The sequence below is a fragment of the Pseudomonas sp. AD21 genome, from assembly GCF_002878485.1.
Taxonomy (GTDB): Bacteria; Pseudomonadota; Gammaproteobacteria; order Pseudomonadales; family Pseudomonadaceae; genus Aquipseudomonas.
On the sequence record NZ_NQYG01000003.1, the window covers coordinates 68,110 to 85,400 of the forward strand.

At 61.4% G+C, this 17,291-nt stretch carries 17 protein-coding genes; 6 read left to right on the top strand and 11 right to left on the bottom strand.

Features of this window, described 5'->3' with window-relative positions:
- Positions 1-103 precede the first annotated feature (103 nt).
- The 11 genes from PseAD21_RS02555 to cbiE form a co-directional block, all read right to left on the bottom strand.
- Positions 104-2,227, bottom strand: a complete 2,124-nt coding sequence (locus tag PseAD21_RS02555; protein ID WP_102354367.1) for a TonB-dependent siderophore receptor — start codon at positions 2,225-2,227, stop codon at positions 104-106.
- Positions 2,228-2,446: 219 nt separating this feature from the next.
- Positions 2,447-3,826, bottom strand: a complete 1,380-nt coding sequence (locus PseAD21_RS02565; protein WP_102354369.1) for a PepSY domain-containing protein — start codon at positions 3,824-3,826, stop codon at positions 2,447-2,449.
- A 177-nt stretch (positions 3,827-4,003) separates the two neighbouring features.
- Positions 4,004-6,142 (bottom strand): TonB-dependent copper receptor, encoded by a 2,139-nt coding sequence (locus PseAD21_RS02575; RefSeq protein WP_102354371.1) that lies wholly within the window; start codon positions 6,140-6,142, stop codon positions 4,004-4,006.
- A gap of 85 nt (positions 6,143-6,227) precedes the next feature.
- On the bottom strand, positions 6,228-6,692 hold the full coding sequence (locus PseAD21_RS02580; protein ID WP_102354372.1) for a DUF2946 domain-containing protein: 465 nt from the start codon (positions 6,690-6,692) through the stop codon (positions 6,228-6,230).
- A gap of 21 nt (positions 6,693-6,713) precedes the next feature.
- Positions 6,714-7,193 carry a copper chaperone PCu(A)C gene (locus PseAD21_RS02585; RefSeq protein ID WP_102354373.1) on the bottom strand — a complete coding sequence of 160 codons (480 nt, stop codon included), beginning with the start codon at positions 7,191-7,193 and terminating at the stop codon, positions 6,714-6,716.
- Between the two features lie 48 nt (positions 7,194-7,241).
- Positions 7,242-7,640: a DUF2946 domain-containing protein gene (locus PseAD21_RS02590; protein ID WP_102354374.1), complete on the bottom strand. Its 399-nt coding sequence runs from the start codon at positions 7,638-7,640 to the stop codon at positions 7,242-7,244.
- Positions 7,641-7,737: 97 nt separating this feature from the next.
- Positions 7,738-8,028, bottom strand: coding sequence for an addiction module antidote protein (locus PseAD21_RS02595; protein ID WP_003221244.1), 291 nt, complete (start codon positions 8,026-8,028; stop codon positions 7,738-7,740).
- A 3-nt stretch (positions 8,029-8,031) separates the two neighbouring features.
- Positions 8,032-8,334 (bottom strand): type II toxin-antitoxin system RelE/ParE family toxin, encoded by a 303-nt coding sequence (locus PseAD21_RS02600; RefSeq protein ID WP_003221246.1) that lies wholly within the window; start codon positions 8,332-8,334, stop codon positions 8,032-8,034.
- A gap of 160 nt (positions 8,335-8,494) precedes the next feature.
- Positions 8,495-9,223 (bottom strand): cobalt-precorrin-6A reductase, encoded by a 729-nt coding sequence (locus PseAD21_RS02605; RefSeq protein WP_102354375.1) that lies wholly within the window; start codon positions 9,221-9,223, stop codon positions 8,495-8,497.
- Positions 9,220-10,317, bottom strand: a complete 1,098-nt coding sequence (locus tag PseAD21_RS02610) for a cobalt-precorrin-5B (C(1))-methyltransferase (protein ID WP_102354376.1) — start codon at positions 10,315-10,317, stop codon at positions 9,220-9,222. The genes PseAD21_RS02605 and PseAD21_RS02610 overlap by 4 nt, the downstream gene beginning before the upstream one ends.
- Positions 10,310-11,521, bottom strand: a complete 1,212-nt coding sequence (gene cbiE, locus PseAD21_RS02615; RefSeq protein ID WP_102354377.1) for a precorrin-6y C5,15-methyltransferase (decarboxylating) subunit CbiE — start codon at positions 11,519-11,521, stop codon at positions 10,310-10,312. The genes PseAD21_RS02610 and cbiE overlap by 8 nt, the downstream gene beginning before the upstream one ends.
- Between cbiE and PseAD21_RS29435 the strand changes: the two genes are divergently transcribed.
- The 6 genes from PseAD21_RS29435 to cobJ all read left to right on the top strand — a co-directional run bounded on the left by PseAD21_RS29435 (position 11,520) and on the right by cobJ (position 16,940).
- The gene (locus tag PseAD21_RS29435) at positions 11,520-11,735 is read left to right on the top strand and encodes a hypothetical protein (protein WP_146011256.1); all 216 of its coding nucleotides are present in this window, start codon (positions 11,520-11,522) and stop codon (positions 11,733-11,735) included. The two genes, cbiE and PseAD21_RS29435, sit on opposite strands and share 2 nt — an antisense overlap.
- Positions 11,736-11,793: 58 nt before the next feature.
- On the top strand, positions 11,794-12,432 hold the full coding sequence (locus PseAD21_RS02620; RefSeq protein WP_102354378.1) for a hypothetical protein: 639 nt from the start codon (positions 11,794-11,796) through the stop codon (positions 12,430-12,432).
- A 159-nt stretch (positions 12,433-12,591) separates the two neighbouring features.
- Positions 12,592-13,890, top strand: coding sequence for a precorrin-3B synthase (gene cobG / locus PseAD21_RS02625; RefSeq protein ID WP_305886536.1), 1,299 nt, complete (start codon positions 12,592-12,594; stop codon positions 13,888-13,890).
- Positions 13,883-14,509: a precorrin-8X methylmutase gene (locus tag PseAD21_RS02630; protein WP_064388739.1), complete on the top strand. Its 627-nt coding sequence runs from the start codon at positions 13,883-13,885 to the stop codon at positions 14,507-14,509. Before cobG ends, PseAD21_RS02630 begins: the two co-directional genes overlap by 8 nt.
- Complete coding sequence (locus PseAD21_RS02635) at positions 14,506-15,240, top strand: precorrin-2 C(20)-methyltransferase (RefSeq protein WP_371859047.1); 735 nt, start codon at positions 14,506-14,508, stop codon at positions 15,238-15,240. Before PseAD21_RS02630 ends, PseAD21_RS02635 begins: the two co-directional genes overlap by 4 nt.
- The gene (gene cobJ, locus PseAD21_RS02640) at positions 15,240-16,940 is read left to right on the top strand and encodes a precorrin-3B C(17)-methyltransferase (RefSeq protein ID WP_102354380.1); all 1,701 of its coding nucleotides are present in this window, start codon (positions 15,240-15,242) and stop codon (positions 16,938-16,940) included. The genes PseAD21_RS02635 and cobJ overlap by 1 nt, the downstream gene beginning before the upstream one ends.
- Positions 16,941-17,291 lie beyond the last annotated feature (351 nt).

Sequence of the window (17,291 nt, forward strand, 5' to 3'; positions counted from 1 at the left end):
AAACCGATGAATACGGTCTTCTGATAAACGGTGATTACAGGTTTTGGGACCGCTGCGCGGTCCATCGGGGATAAATCCCCTCACCACAAGAGTGTTTCAACTTTTAAAAGGTGTAATCCGCGGTGACGAAGAACGATCTCGGCTCGCCGAGAATCCATTGCTGGCCCTCATTGTATTGGCTTTGCGCGTACTGGCGGTCAAACAGATTGTTCACTTGCAGGCCCAGCGTGGTATTGCGCAAGGCTTGCCACGACAGCGTGGCATCGACCACGGTGTAGCTTGGCAGCTCGTTGCGGTTGGCCATGTCGGCGTAGCGCGCATCGACATAGCGCACGCCGGCGCCGGCCTTCAGGTCATCGCTCAGTTTTTTGTTCAGCCACAGATTGGCGGTGCGCCGGGGCACGTCCACCGGGCGGTTGCCGTTGTACGAAAGGGTTTGCCCGTTGACCACCTCGGAGAAATCATCGTACTTGGCCTTCACAATCGCGGCGTTGGCCTGCAGTTGCCAGGCGTGGGGCAATTGCAGGTCGAGGCTGGCTTCCAGGCCATTGGACGATTGCTGACCGACTTGCTGCTTGAGCGTCGGGTTGCCCGGATCGTCCGTCAGCAGCTTCTTTTTGACGATGCGATAGGCCGCCAGGGTGAACTCGCCGCGCTGATCCCAGAACAACTGTTTCATGCCGATCTCGGTCTGGCGTGCGGTCGACAAGTCGTACTGCTGCTGGCTCGGGCTCAGGGAGATCAGGCCGCCGATGCCGTCGGTGCTGGTCGCGACCTGCCCGTAGAACGAAGTGTCGGGCGTCAGCGCAAACACCAGTCCGGCCTTCCAGTTGTTACCGGTCAGGGTCTTGTCGCTCTGGCTGCCGTCGATCAGATTGTTGCGATCAACGTGCACGTAATCGCGGCGCACACCGGTCACCAGCGACCAGCGTTCGCTCAGTTGCGTACGGTTTTCGGCGAACAGCGACATCTGTTTCGTGGTGCTGTCGAACTGATCGCGGTACGGATTGGCGCTTGCGAAATAGCCCGGCTGCGGGTGATACAGGTCCAGCGCCTGGCCGTTCGGCAACACGTCGTTGAACGGCGAGTTGCTGTTGAGCTGGAAGCGGATGCGGTTGTAATCGACACCGGTCACGGTCTGGCTGTCGAGGTCGAACAGCGAGTGCTTGAAGGTGAAGGTCTGGCGGTCGCCGACCTGCTCCTGCTTGTGCCCGATACCGAAGTAGCCGCTGCGGCTCAATTGCCGGGTGTCGCGATCGAAGTTGTAGTTCTCGGCGTTCTGCCAGCGGCGCTGGGCCTTGAGGTAGTACAACTCGTTGCTGGCACTGAGCGCATCGTTGATCTGCCAGTCAGTGGTCAGACGCGTCCACTGATCGTTGTAGTGCTGCTGGTTGTCGCGCACGTTGTAGTTCTTGTTGCGCAGGCTGTCCTGCAACCGGCCGTTGATCAGTGGCGTGCCGAAGTAGTTCTGTGGGCGCTGGTCACCGTAGTCGTGGGCGAATGTGAAAGCCAGATCATCGGTAGCCTGCCAGCGCAGGGCGGCGCTGATGAAGTCGCTGGAGGAGTCGCCGCGATCGATCCAGCCATTGCTGCGCAGACGATTGAGATTGAGGCGATAGCTCAGGGTGTCGGTCAGTGAGCCGCCGCTGTCGAACGCCTGCTGCTGGCGGTCATACGAGCCGTAGCCGACGCGCAGATGGTTTTCGATTTCACCGCTGAACGGCTTCTTCGGGATCACGTTGACCACCGCACCGGTCGCGCCTTCGCCGTACAGCACTGAGGCCGGACCGCGCAGCACGTCGACGCGCGCCACCGACCAGGTGTCGACCGGAAAGGTCACGGTGCCCATGCCGGTGTACATGCGGTTGCCGTCATACAACTGCATCACCGAACTCTGCCCGGTAAAACCGCGCGCCTGCAACGAGGTGCCGCCATCGCCGGGAGTACCGGTGCGGCTGATGCCGGTGCTGCGCGACACGGCGTCCTGCACGTTGCGATCGCCACGGGCACGCACTTGTTCGCCACTGAGGCTTTCGACACTGGCCGGGGTTTCCATGGCCGTGAGGTTCAGGCGTGAACCGGCGGTGGTCGGCGTGGTCAGGCTGAGGCTTTCGTCGTCCATGGCCGGTGCGCTGATCGTGCCGATAGGCAGCGTCAGCGGTTGGCTATCGGCATTGGCGTTGTTCAGGGCGAACAGGCAGAGGCTGGACAAGAGGTACTTGTTCATCGGGGTGGTGAATCACTTCTTCAAAAGAAACCCCGCAGCTTTTGGCCGCGGACGGAACGACGATTGTGGGAGCGGGCTTGCTCGCGAAGAGGGCGTGTCAGACACCCTGTTCGTTGAATGACACTGCGCATTCGCGAGCAAACCCGTTCCCACAGGAATCTGCCGGAGTTTAAGCCCCGGCAGTTTAAAGAACTGTCTAAACCGCGCATCTCGCCTGTTTCATGATGAAGTTGAGGCAGATTCAGGTTGGCGCCCCAGGCGCGACAACAGCACTCGATCCAGCAACCAGACCACCACCAGCGAAGCCCCCACCAGCGGAAAAATCACCGCCAGCACCAGCATGATCGCCACGCCGGTTTTCCATTTCGGCAGGTCATGACGTAGCGGCGGCACACCGAACTTGCCCTGTGGTCGGCGCTTCCACCAGATCACCACACCGCTGACGGCGCTGAGCAGAATCATCAGGCAGATCAGCAGCACGACGATCTGGTTGAAGGTGCCGAACATCTTGCCTTCATGCAGCATCACGCCGATTTCCGTGGCCCGTGCCACCGCGCCGTACTGCTCGAAACGCACATCGGCGAGGACTTTGCCGGTGTACTGATCGATGTGCAGGGTGGCGTCGTTGCGCGGGTCGTCGGCGAATACGGCAATGGTGAACACCCCGCTGGCGGTGGTCGGCAGGGTGATGCTGTAGCCCGGCTCGACCTTGCGTTCAATCGCGATGTTCTGCACCTCTTGCAGGCTGATCGCGGGTGCGGCGGGGGCGGGTTGCATGCCGCCGTGGGCCATGTGCTCGGCATGGTCGCCGGACATCGGCATCGGCGTGTTTTCCATTGCCCATGGCACGGTCTGGCGCGCGGCGTTGTTGAGGCTGCCGGCCTCGATGTCGGAGGTCGGTACGTTGTTCCACATGGCGGCCGGGAACACGTTCCAGACCTGGGCGTACTGCTTGCCCCAGAAGCCGGTCCAGGTCATGCCGCTGAGCAGCATCACCAGCAGCAAGGCCGCGCCCCAAAACCCGGTGACCGCGTGCAGGTCACGCCACAACACCCGACCGCGACTGTTCAGCCGTGGCCACAAAATGCCGGCGGACTGACCTCGCGGCCACCACAGGAACACCCCCGACACCACCAGCACCACGCCCCAACCGGCGGCGAGTTCGATCAGGCGGTCACCGACCGTGCCGATCATCAATTCGCCATGAATGGCGCGGGCGACGGCTTGCAGATTCTGCTTGGCATCCTGCTCGCCAAGGATGTCGCCGTGGTACGGATCGATGAACACGTTGAGTTCATGACCTTCGTTCTTCACCACGAATTGCGCGCTGCGTTCGGCATTCGCCGGCGGCAGGTACTGGGTGATCTGGCCCTGTGGATAAGCGCTTTTCACCCGTTGCAGCAGCTCATCGGCCGACACCGTGTGATGCCCGGCCGGAACCTTGAGCAGGCTGCTGTACATCAGGGAATCGAGCTGCGGTTTGAACAGGTAGATGATGCCGGTCAGGGCCAGCATCACCATGAAAGGGGCGACGAAAAGACCGGCGTAAAAATGCCAACGCCAGGCCGTGTTATAGAAGTTCGGTTTGGGCTTTTGCATCACGTGTGCTCCGCTTGGCTTGGATCTTTTAGTTGTTCTGTATCGGTAGCGTCATCGCTGCACTCCTGTGGGAGCGGGCTTGCTCGCGAAGACGGCGGCACGCTCAACATTGTTGGCGCCTGATACACCGTTTTCGCGAGCAAGCCCGCTCCCACAAAGGCAGGGTGTGCCTCTTTGTCAGAAACTCATGTCGACCTTGGTCCAGAGCGTGCGCCCCGGCTCATTGATCGCTTGCGGGTCGTTGGCCGGGTAGCCGAAACCGGCGTTGCCCGCCAGGTTCAGGTGTTCGGCGTAAGCCTTGCCGAACAGGTTGTCGACGCCGGTGCTGACCTTCCAGTTCTTGTTGATCCGGTAGGCACCGTTGAGCGAGAACACGCCAAAGCCGCCGCTCTTGTCGTAGTCCTTGCCGACCACGTTGCCCTTGTTCTGATCGATGCGGTTTTGCGCCGCGACCACGCGCCACAGCGCTCCGGCGCTCCAGTTGTCTTCGCTGTAGGTGAGGCCGAAACGCGCATCCAGCGGGGGCATCTGCGGCAGGGCCTTGCCGTCGCTGCTGTTCTTGCCCCAGGCGTAGGCCAGGGTCGCGTCGGCTTTCCAGTTGTCGGTGAGTTTGTACGCAGCGCCGAGTTCGCCGCCCATGATCCGCGCGTCGATGTTTTGTGCGCGGGAGGTGCTCATGCCCATCATCGTCGGCGTGTAGTCGAACAGGATGTAGTCACGCACCACGCCGATGTAGCCCGAGGCCCAGGCTTCGAGTTCGGCGGTCTTGTAGTTCACGCCAAAGTCGAACTGGGTGGTCTTTTCCGGTTTGATCGAGTCGAAGGCATTCAACGAACCTGCCGGGCCGGACTTGGGTGAAAACAGCTCCCAGTAATCCGGGAAGCGCTGCGCGTGGCCGAGGCCGGCATAGAGCGTTGTCGGGCTGTCAGCGAGGTCATGCTCGTAACGCACGAAGCCGCTGGGCAGGGTGTCGGCACGGGTGTCGTCGGCGGTCGGATTCGGCCGGCTCATCATCCCTGAGCCGATTCTCTGCCGGTAGTCCTTGGCCGAAGCGCGGTCGACCCGAGCGCCAGTGATCAGGCGATCACGGTCAGCGGCGTACCAGGTCATTTCGCTGAACACGCCGTAGTTATGGAAATCGGCGTCCTTGGTGTACGGCTGATCCTTGTAAGTGTCGATACCCATGCCACTGCGCTGGCGGTGCTCGTTGGTCTGCGCGTCAAGGCCGGTGATCAACTGGATGTCGGCCCAGCGCCAGGTCGCCTTGATCCGCGCGCCGAGGGTGCGGCGATCAACGTTGGACGCCATCGGCCCGGCCATCATCCCGGTGCCGGACGGCGTGCGCAGGGTGTAGTTGTCCATCACGTGGTCGGCGTAGTTGTAGTAGACCTGTGCTTCAAGTTTCTCGAGCACGTCAGTGATGTTGGATTTTTCGAAGCGCAGCCCGAGGCTTTCACGCAGGAACTGCGAACCGTCCATGCCGCGTCCGGCGTAGCGCGCTTCGCCGTCGCCCTTGCCGGCAGTGAGTTCGATCAGGGTGTCGGCGTCCGGGGTCCAGCCGACGGCGATGTCACCGTTCCATTTGTCGTAGCGCGACGGCACGGTGTCGTTGTTGCCGTCGCGATAGTCGTCGGAGTGCGCGGTGTTGCCGATCACCCGCACGTAGCCCAACGGCCCGCCGGCGGCGGCGTCGACGACCTTGTCGAAGCGCCCGTTGGAGCCGGCCAGCACGCTGGCGTTCACCCGGGTACCGAGTTCGCCGAAGCTTTCCGGTTCACGATCGAACAGCACCGTGCCGGCCGATGCGCCCGGGCCCCAGAGCACGGTTTGCGGGCCTTTGATCACCGTGAGTTTGTCGTAGGTTTCCGGCGAGATGTACGAGGTAGGTGCATCCATGCGGCCAGGGCAGGCACCGAGCAGCATGCTGCCGTTGGTGAGGATATTCAGGCGCGAACCGAACATGCCGCGCAGAACCGGATCGCCGTTGGTACCGCCATTGCGCACCAGGGCAAAGCCTGGAATGGTCTTCAGATAATCGCCACCGTCGCTGGCCGGCACCGGTTGGCGCGGGTCCTTGGGGTTGGTGACGATGGTCAGCGGTGAGCTGGGGGCGATCGCGGTGATCACCGTTGGACTCAACATTTCAGAATGGCTGGCAGGGGCGTTGTGACCGGTGTGGTCATCGGCCAGCACCAGCGGGGACAGCAGGACGCCGCAAAGGACGGCGGTAGCGTGCGAGAAACGAATGCGCGATTCGTTCAAGTCGAAGGACGCCTGAGCAGCGCTCAAGCGTGGAACAGCAGAAAACCTGGACATGACAATTTCCATCAAACAGTCGTAAACGACACGGCCGGCAGCCTGAAGCTGTCTTCTCAACCGTGTGCAATCAAAGGTGCGGTGTTTACGCGGTGATGGGCGGGGCGCGGGTGCGGGCGCCGGGGAAGAAGGTTTGCCGGGCATGACCCAGGCGCGGGGAGGGCGGGGTGAAGGTGTTGACGTGAGCGATGCTGAACGTGGCGAAGCTGCCGCCACCGGTCAGTGCCGGGCAGTTGAACAGCAGGCTGCAATAACCGCATTTTTCCCACAGGGCGTGGTGCGAGGATTGCGGCGGGCAATGTTCGGCGCTGGGCTGTGCATCATGACCACCGTGATCCATGCCGGGCATGGCCATCGACATGTCCATGCTCATCGACATGTCCATGCTCATCGGCATGGAAGTCGAGGCGTGCTGATCCATCGGCATCGACTGAGAAATCAGCGGGCCGATGAAGATCATCAACATGGCGAACAGGGCGATCCAGCTACCGCGAGTCAGAGTCTGGCTCTGGCGATGCAGGCTGGACGCCCCGGCGCGTTGCGAGCGCACGGGCGTGGTCAGCCGGATCGATTACTGGGCGTGCTCGTGCTCGGGCACCGCGTGCGGTGGTTTCTTCTGCACCGCGACCTCGACGGTGACGTTGCCGGACTTCTCGAAATGCAGGGTCAGCGGGAAGCGTTTGCCGTCGCTGAGCAGGCTGCGGTCTTTCGGGTTGAGCAACATCACGTGATAAGCCATTGGAGCGAACGTCACCTTGCCGCCGGCTGGAATCACCACGTTGGGCACCTGCTGCATCTTCATCAGATCGCCCTGCATCACATGCTCGTGCAGCTGCGCTTGGTCAGTGATCGGCGAATCGACGCTGAGCAGGCGGTCGTCGGTCTTGCCGGGGTTGCTGATCACGAAGTAGGCGGCGACGGTCGGCGCGTTGGGCGGCAGTTCCTGCGACCACGGGTGAGCGATTTCCAGCTCGCCGGCCTTGTATTCGTGGGCATGGGCGAAGCACGCCGGCAGCAACAGCGCAGCGATGACGATGAGTTTGTTCAACATGGCAGTTCTCCAGAACGATTTGAAACGCAGGTCAATTGCGAGAACAAATCAAACCAGAGGCGAGGCGCGGGGATTGAGGCTCGGCCATTGCTGGCGCGGTGTCGGCGTTTGCAACGAGGGCGCTGCCACGCTGCGATTGCTTTCGTAACGGGCGAAATACAGCTGCGGTGCATGGCCCGGCAACGCCACCAGCGGCGCGGAACCCGAGCAGCACCAGCAATGCTGCATGTTCGAATGGGTGTCGTTGGACGGGGCTTTCTGCTCCGTGGTGCCGATATTGATCGCCACCATCTTCGTCCCGCTGCCGGTGCAGAAACTGCTCCACAGCAATTGTTCGGCCGGTGAATTGGCCGCTTGCGCCATCGCGCCTGTCATCGGCATGGCGAGCATGTTGAACAGCACTGCAAAGCAGGCAATCCAGGCAATGGCTAGCCGGTGTCGGTTCATGGGACAGATCCGTTGGGTGGGCGATCAGGCGCGGCTATTTAGCCTGATCAGGGCCGATAAGTAAAAAGACGTCGTGCGGTTTGGTGTCGCAGATCAATCAAACCGCGACGGCGTGCAATCTCAACCCCAAAGCCTTCATGACCTTCATGATAGTTGCGAATTCGGGGTTACCAGTGCTGCTCAGCGCTTTATAGAGACTTTCACGACCCAGGCCGGCATCACGTGCCACCTGTGTCATGCCCTGAGCTCGGGCTATGTCATTCAGTGCCGCACGGATGAGCACGCCATCGCCTTCATCATCATCAAAGCAAGCGTCCAGATACGCCGCCATATCTTCGGGAGTTTTGAGGTATTCGGCGGCGTCGAAACGGGTAAATTTTTCGGTCATGACTTACTCCTCATTTCCGATGCTATGTGCCATTTGTACGGCGCGCTTGATATCACGCCGTTGTGTCGATTTATCGCCCCCGATTAACAGCAGATAAATCACTTCGTCTCGACGAGTGAAGTACATCCTGTAACCAGGACCGTAGTGCACACGCATTTCATAAACGGTGTCACCGACAAATCCGCAATCGCCAAAGTTGCCATGTTCGGCTGCTCGAAGTCTGGAGATGATTCGGCCTTTGCCGATGATGTCTTTCAACGAGTCGAGCCATTCGGAAAATATACGGGATCGTTCAAGTTCGATCATGTCAGGGATCGTATTCCTTGGGATACAGTCTGGCAAGCCGCTTTTAAGCGCTTGTCTGCCTGTATGGATTGAAGGAACCGAAGTATTGGGTGAGGGGATTGCGAAGAACAGTCGGCTGCTTCTTCAAAACAAGCCGGCTAATTCGCAGATAAATTCGAAATCAGGAAAATTCTGACGTAAGCAGGGCAGCGAGGACTTCAGCCGTCGTCAGAAACTCCCGATCAACTCCCGGCAACACCGGCCGTTTCAACACCATCACCGGCACCCCACGTTCGCGCGCCACTTCCAGCTTCGGCTCGGTCGCGGTGCTGCCGCTGTTCTTGCTGATCAGCACATCGATCTGCCGGCGTTCGAACAGTGCGCGCTCGTCCTCAAGCAGAAACGGCCCACGGGCGCCGATGACTTCGCAGCGTTCGTTGCCGGGGTAGACGTCGAGGGCGCGCAGAGTCCAGAACTGGTCGGCGGGGATTTCGTCGAGGTGTTGCAGCGGTTCACGGCCGAGGGTGAACAGCGGGCTTTGGAACGGTTTTAGGGCCTCGGTCAGTTCGGCCCAGTCGCTGACTTCGCGCCAGTCATCCCCGGCCTGTGCCTGCCATGCGGGGCGGCGCAAAGCCCAGCAGGGAATGCCGGACAGTTGTGCGGCGCGGGCGGCGTTGTGGCTGATTTGTGCGGCATAGGGGTGGGTCGCGTCGAGCAGCAGCTCGATGCCTTCAGCGCGAATGAATTGCGCGAGACCTTCGGCCCCGCCGTAGCCGCCGACGCGCACCTGGCAGGTCAGGTCGGTGGGCACCCGGCCCACGCCGGCCAGGCTGTAAATGTGTTCTGGCCCCAGCGTGCGAGCGATGGCCAGCGCCTCAGTGACGCCGCCGAGCAACAAGATTCGCTTCATGCAAAACCTCCGGCGTGGCCGACAATGCCGCCCTGACGATCAATCGCAAACACCTCGACCTGCACCTGCGCCGGCACCACGCTGCGGGCGAAGTTCAGCGCATGGCGACAGACTTCATTGCCTAGGGCGACGCCTGCCGCACTGGCCATCGCCAAAGCCTGCTGACTGGTGTTCGCCGCACGAATACCTTGCTGCAAAATCTCATCCGCACCAATCGCCGCCGCCCATTCGGCCAGTTGCGGCAGGTCGATACTGGAATGCCGCGAGTGCAGATCCATGTGCCCGGCCGCCAGTTTGCTGATCTTGCCGAAACCGCCGCACAGGCTGAGTTTATCCACAGGCACTTTGCGCAGATGCTTGAGCACCGCGCCGACAAAGTCGCCCATTTCGATCAGGGCGATTTCCGGCAGGTCGTAGACCCGGCGCATGGTGTCTTCGCTGGCGTTGCCGGTGCAGGCGGCGATGTGCAGGTAGCCGTTGGTCCTGGCCACGTCGATGCCCTGGTGGATCGAGGCGATGTACGCCGCGCAGGAGAATGGCCGGACGATGCCGCTGGTGCCGAGAATCGACAGGCCGCCGAGAATGCCCAGTCGCGGATTCATGGTTTTCAGCGCCAGCGCCTCACCGCCTTCGACGTTGACCGTAACGTCAAAACCGCCGGTATAACCGGTTTCCTCGGCGAGCAGGTTCAGGTGATCGCTGATCATCTTGCGCGGCACCGGGTTGATCGCCGGCTCACCAACGCCCAGCACCAGTCCCGGACGGGTCACGGTGCCGACGCCTGCGCCGGCATTGAAGCGAATCCCTGGTTCGGGCAGCAGACGCACGCGCGAATAGAGCAAGGCGCCATGGGTCACGTCCGGGTCGTCACCGGCGTCCTTGATCGTCCCGGCTTCCGCGCCGTCTTCGGTCAGGCGACAGAACTCCAGGCGCATCTGCACCTGCTTGCCCTTGGGCAGGACGATCTGCACGGCGTCCGCGCCGGTACCGCCGAGCAGCAGGCGTGCGGCGGCAAGGCTGGTGGCGGTGGCGCAACTGCCGGTGGTCAGGCCGCTGCGCAGGGGCGCGGGTTGTTCGGCGGTTTCGTCACGCATCGAGAGGTTTGACCAGATCGAGCAAGGTGATCGGCAGCGCCTGGCGCCAGGTGTCGAACTCACCGAGCGGCTGTGCCTGAGCGACATGAATACGGGTCAGTTCGCCGCCGTGGCGCTCGCGCCAGTTCATCAGCGCGAGCTCACTTTGCAGGGTCACGGCATTGGCCACCAACCGGCCTCCGGGTTTGAGCTGTTCCCAACAGGTTTCAAACACACCTTCGCGAGTCACCCCGCCGCCGATGAAGATCGCGTCCGGGCGCTCCAGTCCGGCGAGGGCCTGTGGCGCACGACCGCGAACCAGATGCAGGCCGGGTACGCCCAGCGCGTCGCGGTTGTATTCGATCAACTGCTGGCGGCCGTCATCGGCTTCGATTGCCAGCGCTCGGCAACTGGGATGCGCACGCATCCATTCGATGCCGATCGAGCCGCAACCGCCGCCCACATCCCACAGCAGTTCACCGGGTGTCGGCGCGAGGCGGGCGAGGGTGATCGCGCGCACATCGCGTTTGGTCAGTTGGCCGTCGTGCTTGAATGCCGAGTCGGGCAATCCGGCAAGTCGCGACAGGCGCGGCGCCTGCACATCGGCCAGGCATTCGATGGCGATCACATTCAGATCGGCAATTGGCGGGTCGTTCCAGTGATTTGCGGTGCTGTCGATACGGCGTTCGGCTGTGCCGCCCAAGTGCTCCAGAACGCTGATGCGACTGCCGCCAAAACCGCGCTCGCGCAACAACGCCGCGACCGCCGCAGGACTCTGCCCGTCATTGCTCAGCAGCAACAGGCGCACACCGCTGAACAGTTGCGCATTGAGCGCCGACAGCGGTCGGGCTACCAGCGACAGCGTCACGACTTCTTGCAACGGCCAGCCGAGGCGGGCTGCAGCCAGCGAGCAGGAAGATGGCGTTGGCAGAATCAGCATCTGCGCGCTCGGCACTTGCCGCGCAAGGTTCGCACCGACGCCGTAAAACATCGGATCGCCGCTGGCGAGCACACAGACAGCTTCGCCGCGCCGCTCCAGTACCGGGGCAAGGGAAAACGGGCTCGGCCACAATTCGCGTTCACCGCGAATGCACACCGGCAACAAGTCCAGTTGACGATGGCCACCGATGATCCGCGAAGCATTCATGAGGGCGCGCCGGGCATTTTTGCCCAGGCCCTTGAAGCCGTCTTCACCGATTCCCACAACCGTCAGCCAGGGTGTCATGCCGTTCCTCAATCTCGTGCGCCCGTTCAAGCGGCGCATGATAGCGCGGCTTCTGTTGTCTGGTGCTGCTGCCTTGTCGCAGGTGCTGGCAACGGTTGACATGCCATGTGGTAGAAAAATGATTGGCAGAGCAAGCGTGTTTGTTATTTTGATATTTGATCAAGTTGCCCGTTACAACCAAAGCAAACTTGGTCAACCGATAGATGATTATTAAATGGATTAATACTTTGCACGCCATACGGGCGTCGCTTACAAGGATGAAAAAAATAAACATGGATGGTATAAAACATAATGCGACACTGGTCGGCGATATATTGCTGACTGGAAGTCAGGGGCAGTCTCACGAGGATTATCAGTTCGCGTTGAACTGTGCTTATTTGGCAAAACGTCAGGCGGATACCACTTACAACAGTGCGATCCAGCCAGGACGCTGGACCGATTATTTTACTGATGTGCTTTGGTCGCATGGCTGGAACCGCGATCATCAGCCGATCGAGCATGTTCAGACGCAGTTCAATGGCAGCGTGCGACAGGTCTGGTCTCAACTTGCATCGCCGCTGCTCAGTCGAGAGCAGGTGACTGGGGTTGACCAAGGGTTGGCGAAACTGGAACGTGACGTGGAGTTGCTGAAAAAGATCAAGGGCACCAGTGGCAAGCCTTTCGATTTCAAGGTCATACCGCTCAGCTATAACGCCAACGGCGATCTGGAACTGGTGATCAGCAATATCCGCTTCATCAAGTCGAGTCTCAACACCAGTTACTTTTTCTGGGACGTGTCGCAATCCATGACTCAGCTGGATGTTGTGGCGCGAAAGGTGGTGATCAGCCGCCGGGTCATGGACGCTCGCCGCCTGAGCGTGAGCAAGGCGCTGGAGGGGCTCAAATTCAATTTCGCCGCTGTCCCGATCTGACTTGCACGGGGTAAAGCGCTTTTTATCCTGCGCCGTGCACCCCGACGCAGTTTCCGACCGGCAGGCATTTTCATGCACTTGGGCAAAGCAGGCATAATGGCGACCTTTCGCCCACCACAGCGCTGCCAGCCAGCCGGTCATCCCTTGAACGAACGCCCGATGTCCACCGCTCTACGCCCCTCGGCCTGCCCGGGGTTACTGCGTATTGTCCAGGCGCTGGACGGCGGTATCTGCCGGATCAAGCTCAATGGTGGGTCGATCACTGCCGATCAGGCTGACGCGGTAGCCGATGCTGCCGAGCGTTTCGCCAGTGGAGTGATCGAGGCGACCAACCGCGCCAATCTGCAGATCCGCGGTATCGGCGAGCAGTCTGAGACATTGATCGGCAGCTTGCTGGCCGCCGGCCTCGGGCCGCAAACCGCGCAGGGCGACGATGTACGCAATCTGATGCTCAGCCCCAGTGCCGGGATCGATCGGCAGCAGCAATTCGATACCTGGTCACTGGCCGAACAGATTCTTGCGACCCTGCAATCTCACCCGCAGTTTCACCAGTTGAGCGCCAAGTTCGCCGTGCAACTCGATGGCGGCGAGGCGTTGGCGATGCTCGAGCATCCGCATGACTTGTGGCTGTCGGCGTTCGAACGTGACGGTGAAGTATTGTTGGCGTTTGGTCTGGCCGGATGCCCGACCGATCGTGCAACTGGCGCCGTGCCCCTGGAAAACGGCCATGCTCTGGTCGTCGCGGTGCTGGAATTGTTCCTCGAACTGGCACGGCCGGAGCAGACGCGCATGCGCCATTTGCTCGATGAAATGTCGACGCCAACGTTCCTCGAACATTTGCACAAACGCCTGCCGATAACCGCTTTGTGCGATTGGCAACGAACGCCCGCAATCGATGCTCTGCACATCGGTGTTCACCCGCAAGGCACGGTGGATCGGGTGTACATCGGCGCGGTGCCAGCGCTCGGCCGTCTTGATCCGGCGATGCTTCACGGGGTGGCCCGACTGGCCCGTGAGTTCGGCGATGGCAGCCTGCGCTTCACACCTTGGCAAAGTGTGTTGCTACCGAACGTGAAGCACACCGACGCCGCGCAAGTGCTGCAGAAACTGGGGCAATTGCAGTTGCGCACCGATCCGGACGAGGCGCTATCGCGGCTGATCGCCTGCACCGGATCCAGCGGCTGCGGCAAAGGCCTTGCCGATACCAAACACGACGCCCGGCTGTTGGCGACACTGTTGCCACAAGCGCAGGGCGTGCACCTGTCCGCATGCCCGCGCTCTTGCGCCGCTGCCCATCGCACACCGGCGACATTGCTGGCGGTCAGCCCGGGCCACTACGACCTCTATTTTCGCGATGCAGCACTGCCGGGTTTCGGCGCGCTGCACGCACGCAACCTTACTATTGAAGCGGCCGCGACCCTGCTCGACGCCCGCTCACGGAGCCCCCTTGATGCTTGATTACATTCGCGACGGTCAGGAGATCTATCGCAACTCCTTCGCGATCATTCGCAGCGAGGCCAATCTGGCGCGCATTCCGGCCGACCTGGAAAAGCTCGCAGTGCGGGTGATCCACGCCTGCGGCATGGTCGAGGCGGTCGACGGTCTGCAATTTTCCGCAGGCGCCGGCAAGGCCGGGCGCGATGCGCTGGCGGCCGGTGCGCCGATCCTCTGTGATGCGCGGATGGTCTCCGAGGGCGTGACGCGCGCGCGCCTGCCGGCGAACAACGAGGTGATCTGCACCCTGCGCGACGACAGCGTGCCGGAACTGGCACGAGAGTTGGGCAACACCCGTTCCGCCGCGGCACTGGAACTGTGGCGTCCGCACCTGGAAGGCAGCGTGGTAGTGATCGGCAATGCGCCGACCGCGCTGTTCTATCTGTTGGAAATGCTCGACGCCGGTGCGCCGAAACCGGCGCTGATCCTCGGTTTTCCGGTGGGTTTTGTCGGCGCCGCCGAGTCGAAAGCGGCGCTGGCGGCGGATAGTCGTGGCGTACCGTTTGTGATCATGCAGGGCCGCCTCGGTGGCAGCGCCATGGCCGCCGCTGCAGTGAATGCCCTCGCCACGGAGATCGAATGATGCAGGCAAAGGGACGTTTGATCGGTCTGGGTGTCGGCCCCGGTGATCCCGAGCTGATTACCGTGAAGGCCCTGCGCCTGCTGCGCGAATCGCCGGTGGTCGCGTACTTCGTCGCCAAGGGCAAGAAGGGCAACGCCTTCGGCATCATCGAGGCGCACTTGCAGGATGCGCAGAATCTGCTGCCGCTGGTGTACCCGGTGACCACCGAAGTGCTGCCTGCACCGCTGTCCTACGAGCAGGTGATCAGTGACTTCTACGACGACGCGGGCGAAGAAGTCGCGGCACACCTGGACGCCGGGCGCGATGTCGCGGTGATCTGTGAGGGCGATCCGTTCTTCTACGGCTCCTACATGTATCTGCACGACCGCCTTGCCACGCGATACGAAGCGCAAGTGGTGCCGGGTGTGTGTTCGATGCTCGGTGGTGCATCGGTGCTTGGAGCGCCGCTGGTGTATCGCAATCAGAGCCTGTCGGTGCTCTCTGGCGTGTTGCCGCATGACGATCTGAAGCGGCGTCTGGCCGATGCCGACGCGGCGGTGATCATGAAGCTTGGGCGCAACTTTCCCAAGGTTCGTGCGGTACTGGAAGAACTTGGCCTCGCCGAACGTGCGCTGTACGTCGAGCGCGCGACGATGGCCAATCAGAAGATCGTGCCGCTGGATCAGGTCGAGCCGATGTCTTCGCCGTACTTCTCGCTGATCATCGTCCCGGGCGAACGGTGGCAAGGGTGATGACTCAATCGATACCGGCCATTGTCATTCTCGGACAGGGCGCGCTGGCCACAGCACGGAGCATTCAGCAGCTGTATCCGACGGCGCAGATCCATGGTCTCGCCGGGCGCGTTGAAGGTGCCGACCGCACGTATCAGGAATTCGGCGCGACCCTGCGTGAGTTGTATCAGCAGGACATACCGATCATCGCCCTGTGCGCTGCCGGCATCATCATTCGAACCCTGGCGCCGTTGCTGCTGGAGAAGGGCGCCGAACCTGCGGTACTCGCCGTTGCTGAAGACGGCAGCGCCGTGGTGCCGCTGCTCGGTGGCCTCGGTGGTGTAAACGTCATGGCTCGCAACATTGCTGCCGGGCTGCAAGTGGCGGCGGCGATTACTACCAGTGGTGAATTGCGCTTCGGCACGTGCCTGCTCAATCCCCCCAACGGTTACGCGCTGGGCGATCTGGAGCTGGGTAAGCGGTTTGTCTCGGATCTGCTGGCCGGACACAGCGTGCGCATCGAAGGCGAGGCGCCGTGGCTGGATCAGGCGCAGTTGCCGGAAGATCCGCAGGCACAGCGCTCGATTCATGTCGGCAGTGCCGAGCGTGCAGCGAGTGCCAATGAGTTGCTGATCTATCCGCGCAGTGTGGCGGTAGCGGTGACTGCCGACGTTGCGGATCTGCCAAACGCCGTTCGTACGGCGTTGCAACAGGCCAACGTCGCCGTGCAATCGTTGGCGTGCCTGGTGGCGGCCGACAGCGAAATGGCTTCGGCGCAATTGCGTGAAGCGGCGCTTGAACTCGGTGTGCCGCTGCGCTTTGTCGCGGCGCCAGCTGACGTTGTTGCGCTGGCGCAGACTGCTCTGCCTCAGGCCAGGGTCGTCAACGCCAACCACCTGGCGATGGTGATTGGCGAACAACCCTTGGATGTTTCGAGCATCGGCCACCCGCGCGGTCGTCTGGCCGTCATCGGCCTCGGCCCCGGCGCTGCCGAATTGATGGTGCCAGCGGTAAAAGCCGAACTGGCGCGGGCCACCGATGTGCTCGGCTACGAAACCTATGTACGTATGGCTGGCCCGTTCCGCGACGATCAGGTGCAACATTGCACCGACAACCGCGAAGAGATGCAGCGCGCGCGACATGCCTTCCGGTTGGCGGCCGAAGGCCGTTCAGTGATCGTGGTGTCGTCGGGTGACCCTGGCGTATTCGCCATGGCCGCCGCAGTGCTTGAGGCTCTGCACGAGTCGGATGACCCGGCGTGGCACCGCGTCGATCTGGAAATCCTCCCGGGTGTCTCGGCCTCGCTCGCGACTGCGGCGCAGGCGGGTGCGCCGCTGGGGCATGACTTCTGTGTGATGTCGCTGTCGGACAACCTCAAGCCATGGTCGATCATCGAGAAACGCCTGGACCTCGCTGCCGAGGCCGATCTGGCGCTGGCCTTCTACAATCCGATTTCGCGAGCGCGGCCGTGGCAATTGGGGCGCGCCCTGGAAATTGTCGCGCAACATCGTGTCGCTGCAACACCGGTAGTGCTGGGACGCGACATCGGCCGGCCAGGGCAAACCCTGCGGGTTACTACCCTGGGACAATTGACCCCGGATCAGGTCGACATGCGCACCATGGTGCTGATCGGCTCCTCGTCCACCTGTACTTTCCCCAAGGCTGAAGGTGGCGAGTGGGTGTACACACCGCGCTGGTACGGCGAAAAACCGCTGTCCTGAGTGATTGGCGAGGGAGTCGGCTCCCTCGCCACGGCCCGGTTCCCATGCGCATTGTTGCCGGATTTGCCGGTGTCGTATTTGTCGACAGCCTCTGTACGATTTTTCCGTTTCATCGTCGGAGCTTTCTTGTTAGTTATATTTTGTTCGACTTATTCTGAATTCATATAGATAGGCGCAAAGAATCAGCCTGGTTAGTTTCGGTTCTTGGTTGGTTGTGTTGATTGATATTCTTTTTTGTTGGAAATTTCCGGTTACTGTTACATGCGTTATTAGTTGTTTTCAAGTGTCCTGTTTTGACATGTATTGAAAGTCTTGAAGTTTGAGGTTCGATTCTCCAGTCGTTAGTTTGAT

Coding starts and splice junctions, on each gene's coding strand:
- PseAD21_RS02555 (WP_102354367.1), bottom strand. CDS start 2,227: ATGAACAAGTACCTCTTGTCCAGCCTCTGCCTGTTCGCCCTGAACAAC.
- PseAD21_RS02565 (WP_102354369.1), bottom strand. CDS start 3,826: ATGCAAAAGCCCAAACCGAACTTCTATAACACGGCCTGGCGTTGGCAT.
- PseAD21_RS02575 (WP_102354371.1), bottom strand. CDS start 6,142: ATGTCCAGGTTTTCTGCTGTTCCACGCTTGAGCGCTGCTCAGGCGTCC.
- PseAD21_RS02585 (WP_102354373.1), bottom strand. CDS start 7,193: ATGTTGAACAAACTCATCGTCATCGCTGCGCTGTTGCTGCCGGCGTGC.
- PseAD21_RS02590 (WP_102354374.1), bottom strand. CDS start 7,640: ATGAACCGACACCGGCTAGCCATTGCCTGGATTGCCTGCTTTGCAGTG.
- PseAD21_RS02595 (WP_003221244.1), bottom strand. CDS start 8,028: ATGACCGAAAAATTTACCCGTTTCGACGCCGCCGAATACCTCAAAACT.
- PseAD21_RS02600 (WP_003221246.1), bottom strand. CDS start 8,334: ATGATCGAACTTGAACGATCCCGTATATTTTCCGAATGGCTCGACTCG.
- PseAD21_RS02605 (WP_102354375.1), bottom strand. CDS start 9,223: ATGAAGCGAATCTTGTTGCTCGGCGGCGTCACTGAGGCGCTGGCCATC.
- PseAD21_RS02610 (WP_102354376.1), bottom strand. CDS start 10,317: ATGCGTGACGAAACCGCCGAACAACCCGCGCCCCTGCGCAGCGGCCTG.
- PseAD21_RS29435 (WP_146011256.1), top strand. CDS start 11,520: ATGCCGTTCCTCAATCTCGTGCGCCCGTTCAAGCGGCGCATGATAGCG.
- cbiE (WP_102354377.1), bottom strand. CDS start 11,521: ATGACACCCTGGCTGACGGTTGTGGGAATCGGTGAAGACGGCTTCAAG.
- PseAD21_RS02620 (WP_102354378.1), top strand. CDS start 11,794: ATGGATGGTATAAAACATAATGCGACACTGGTCGGCGATATATTGCTG.
- cobG (WP_305886536.1), top strand. CDS start 12,592: ATGTCCACCGCTCTACGCCCCTCGGCCTGCCCGGGGTTACTGCGTATT.
- PseAD21_RS02630 (WP_064388739.1), top strand. CDS start 13,883: ATGCTTGATTACATTCGCGACGGTCAGGAGATCTATCGCAACTCCTTC.
- PseAD21_RS02635 (WP_371859047.1), top strand. CDS start 14,506: ATGATGCAGGCAAAGGGACGTTTGATCGGTCTGGGTGTCGGCCCCGGT.
- cobJ (WP_102354380.1), top strand. CDS start 15,240: ATGACTCAATCGATACCGGCCATTGTCATTCTCGGACAGGGCGCGCTG.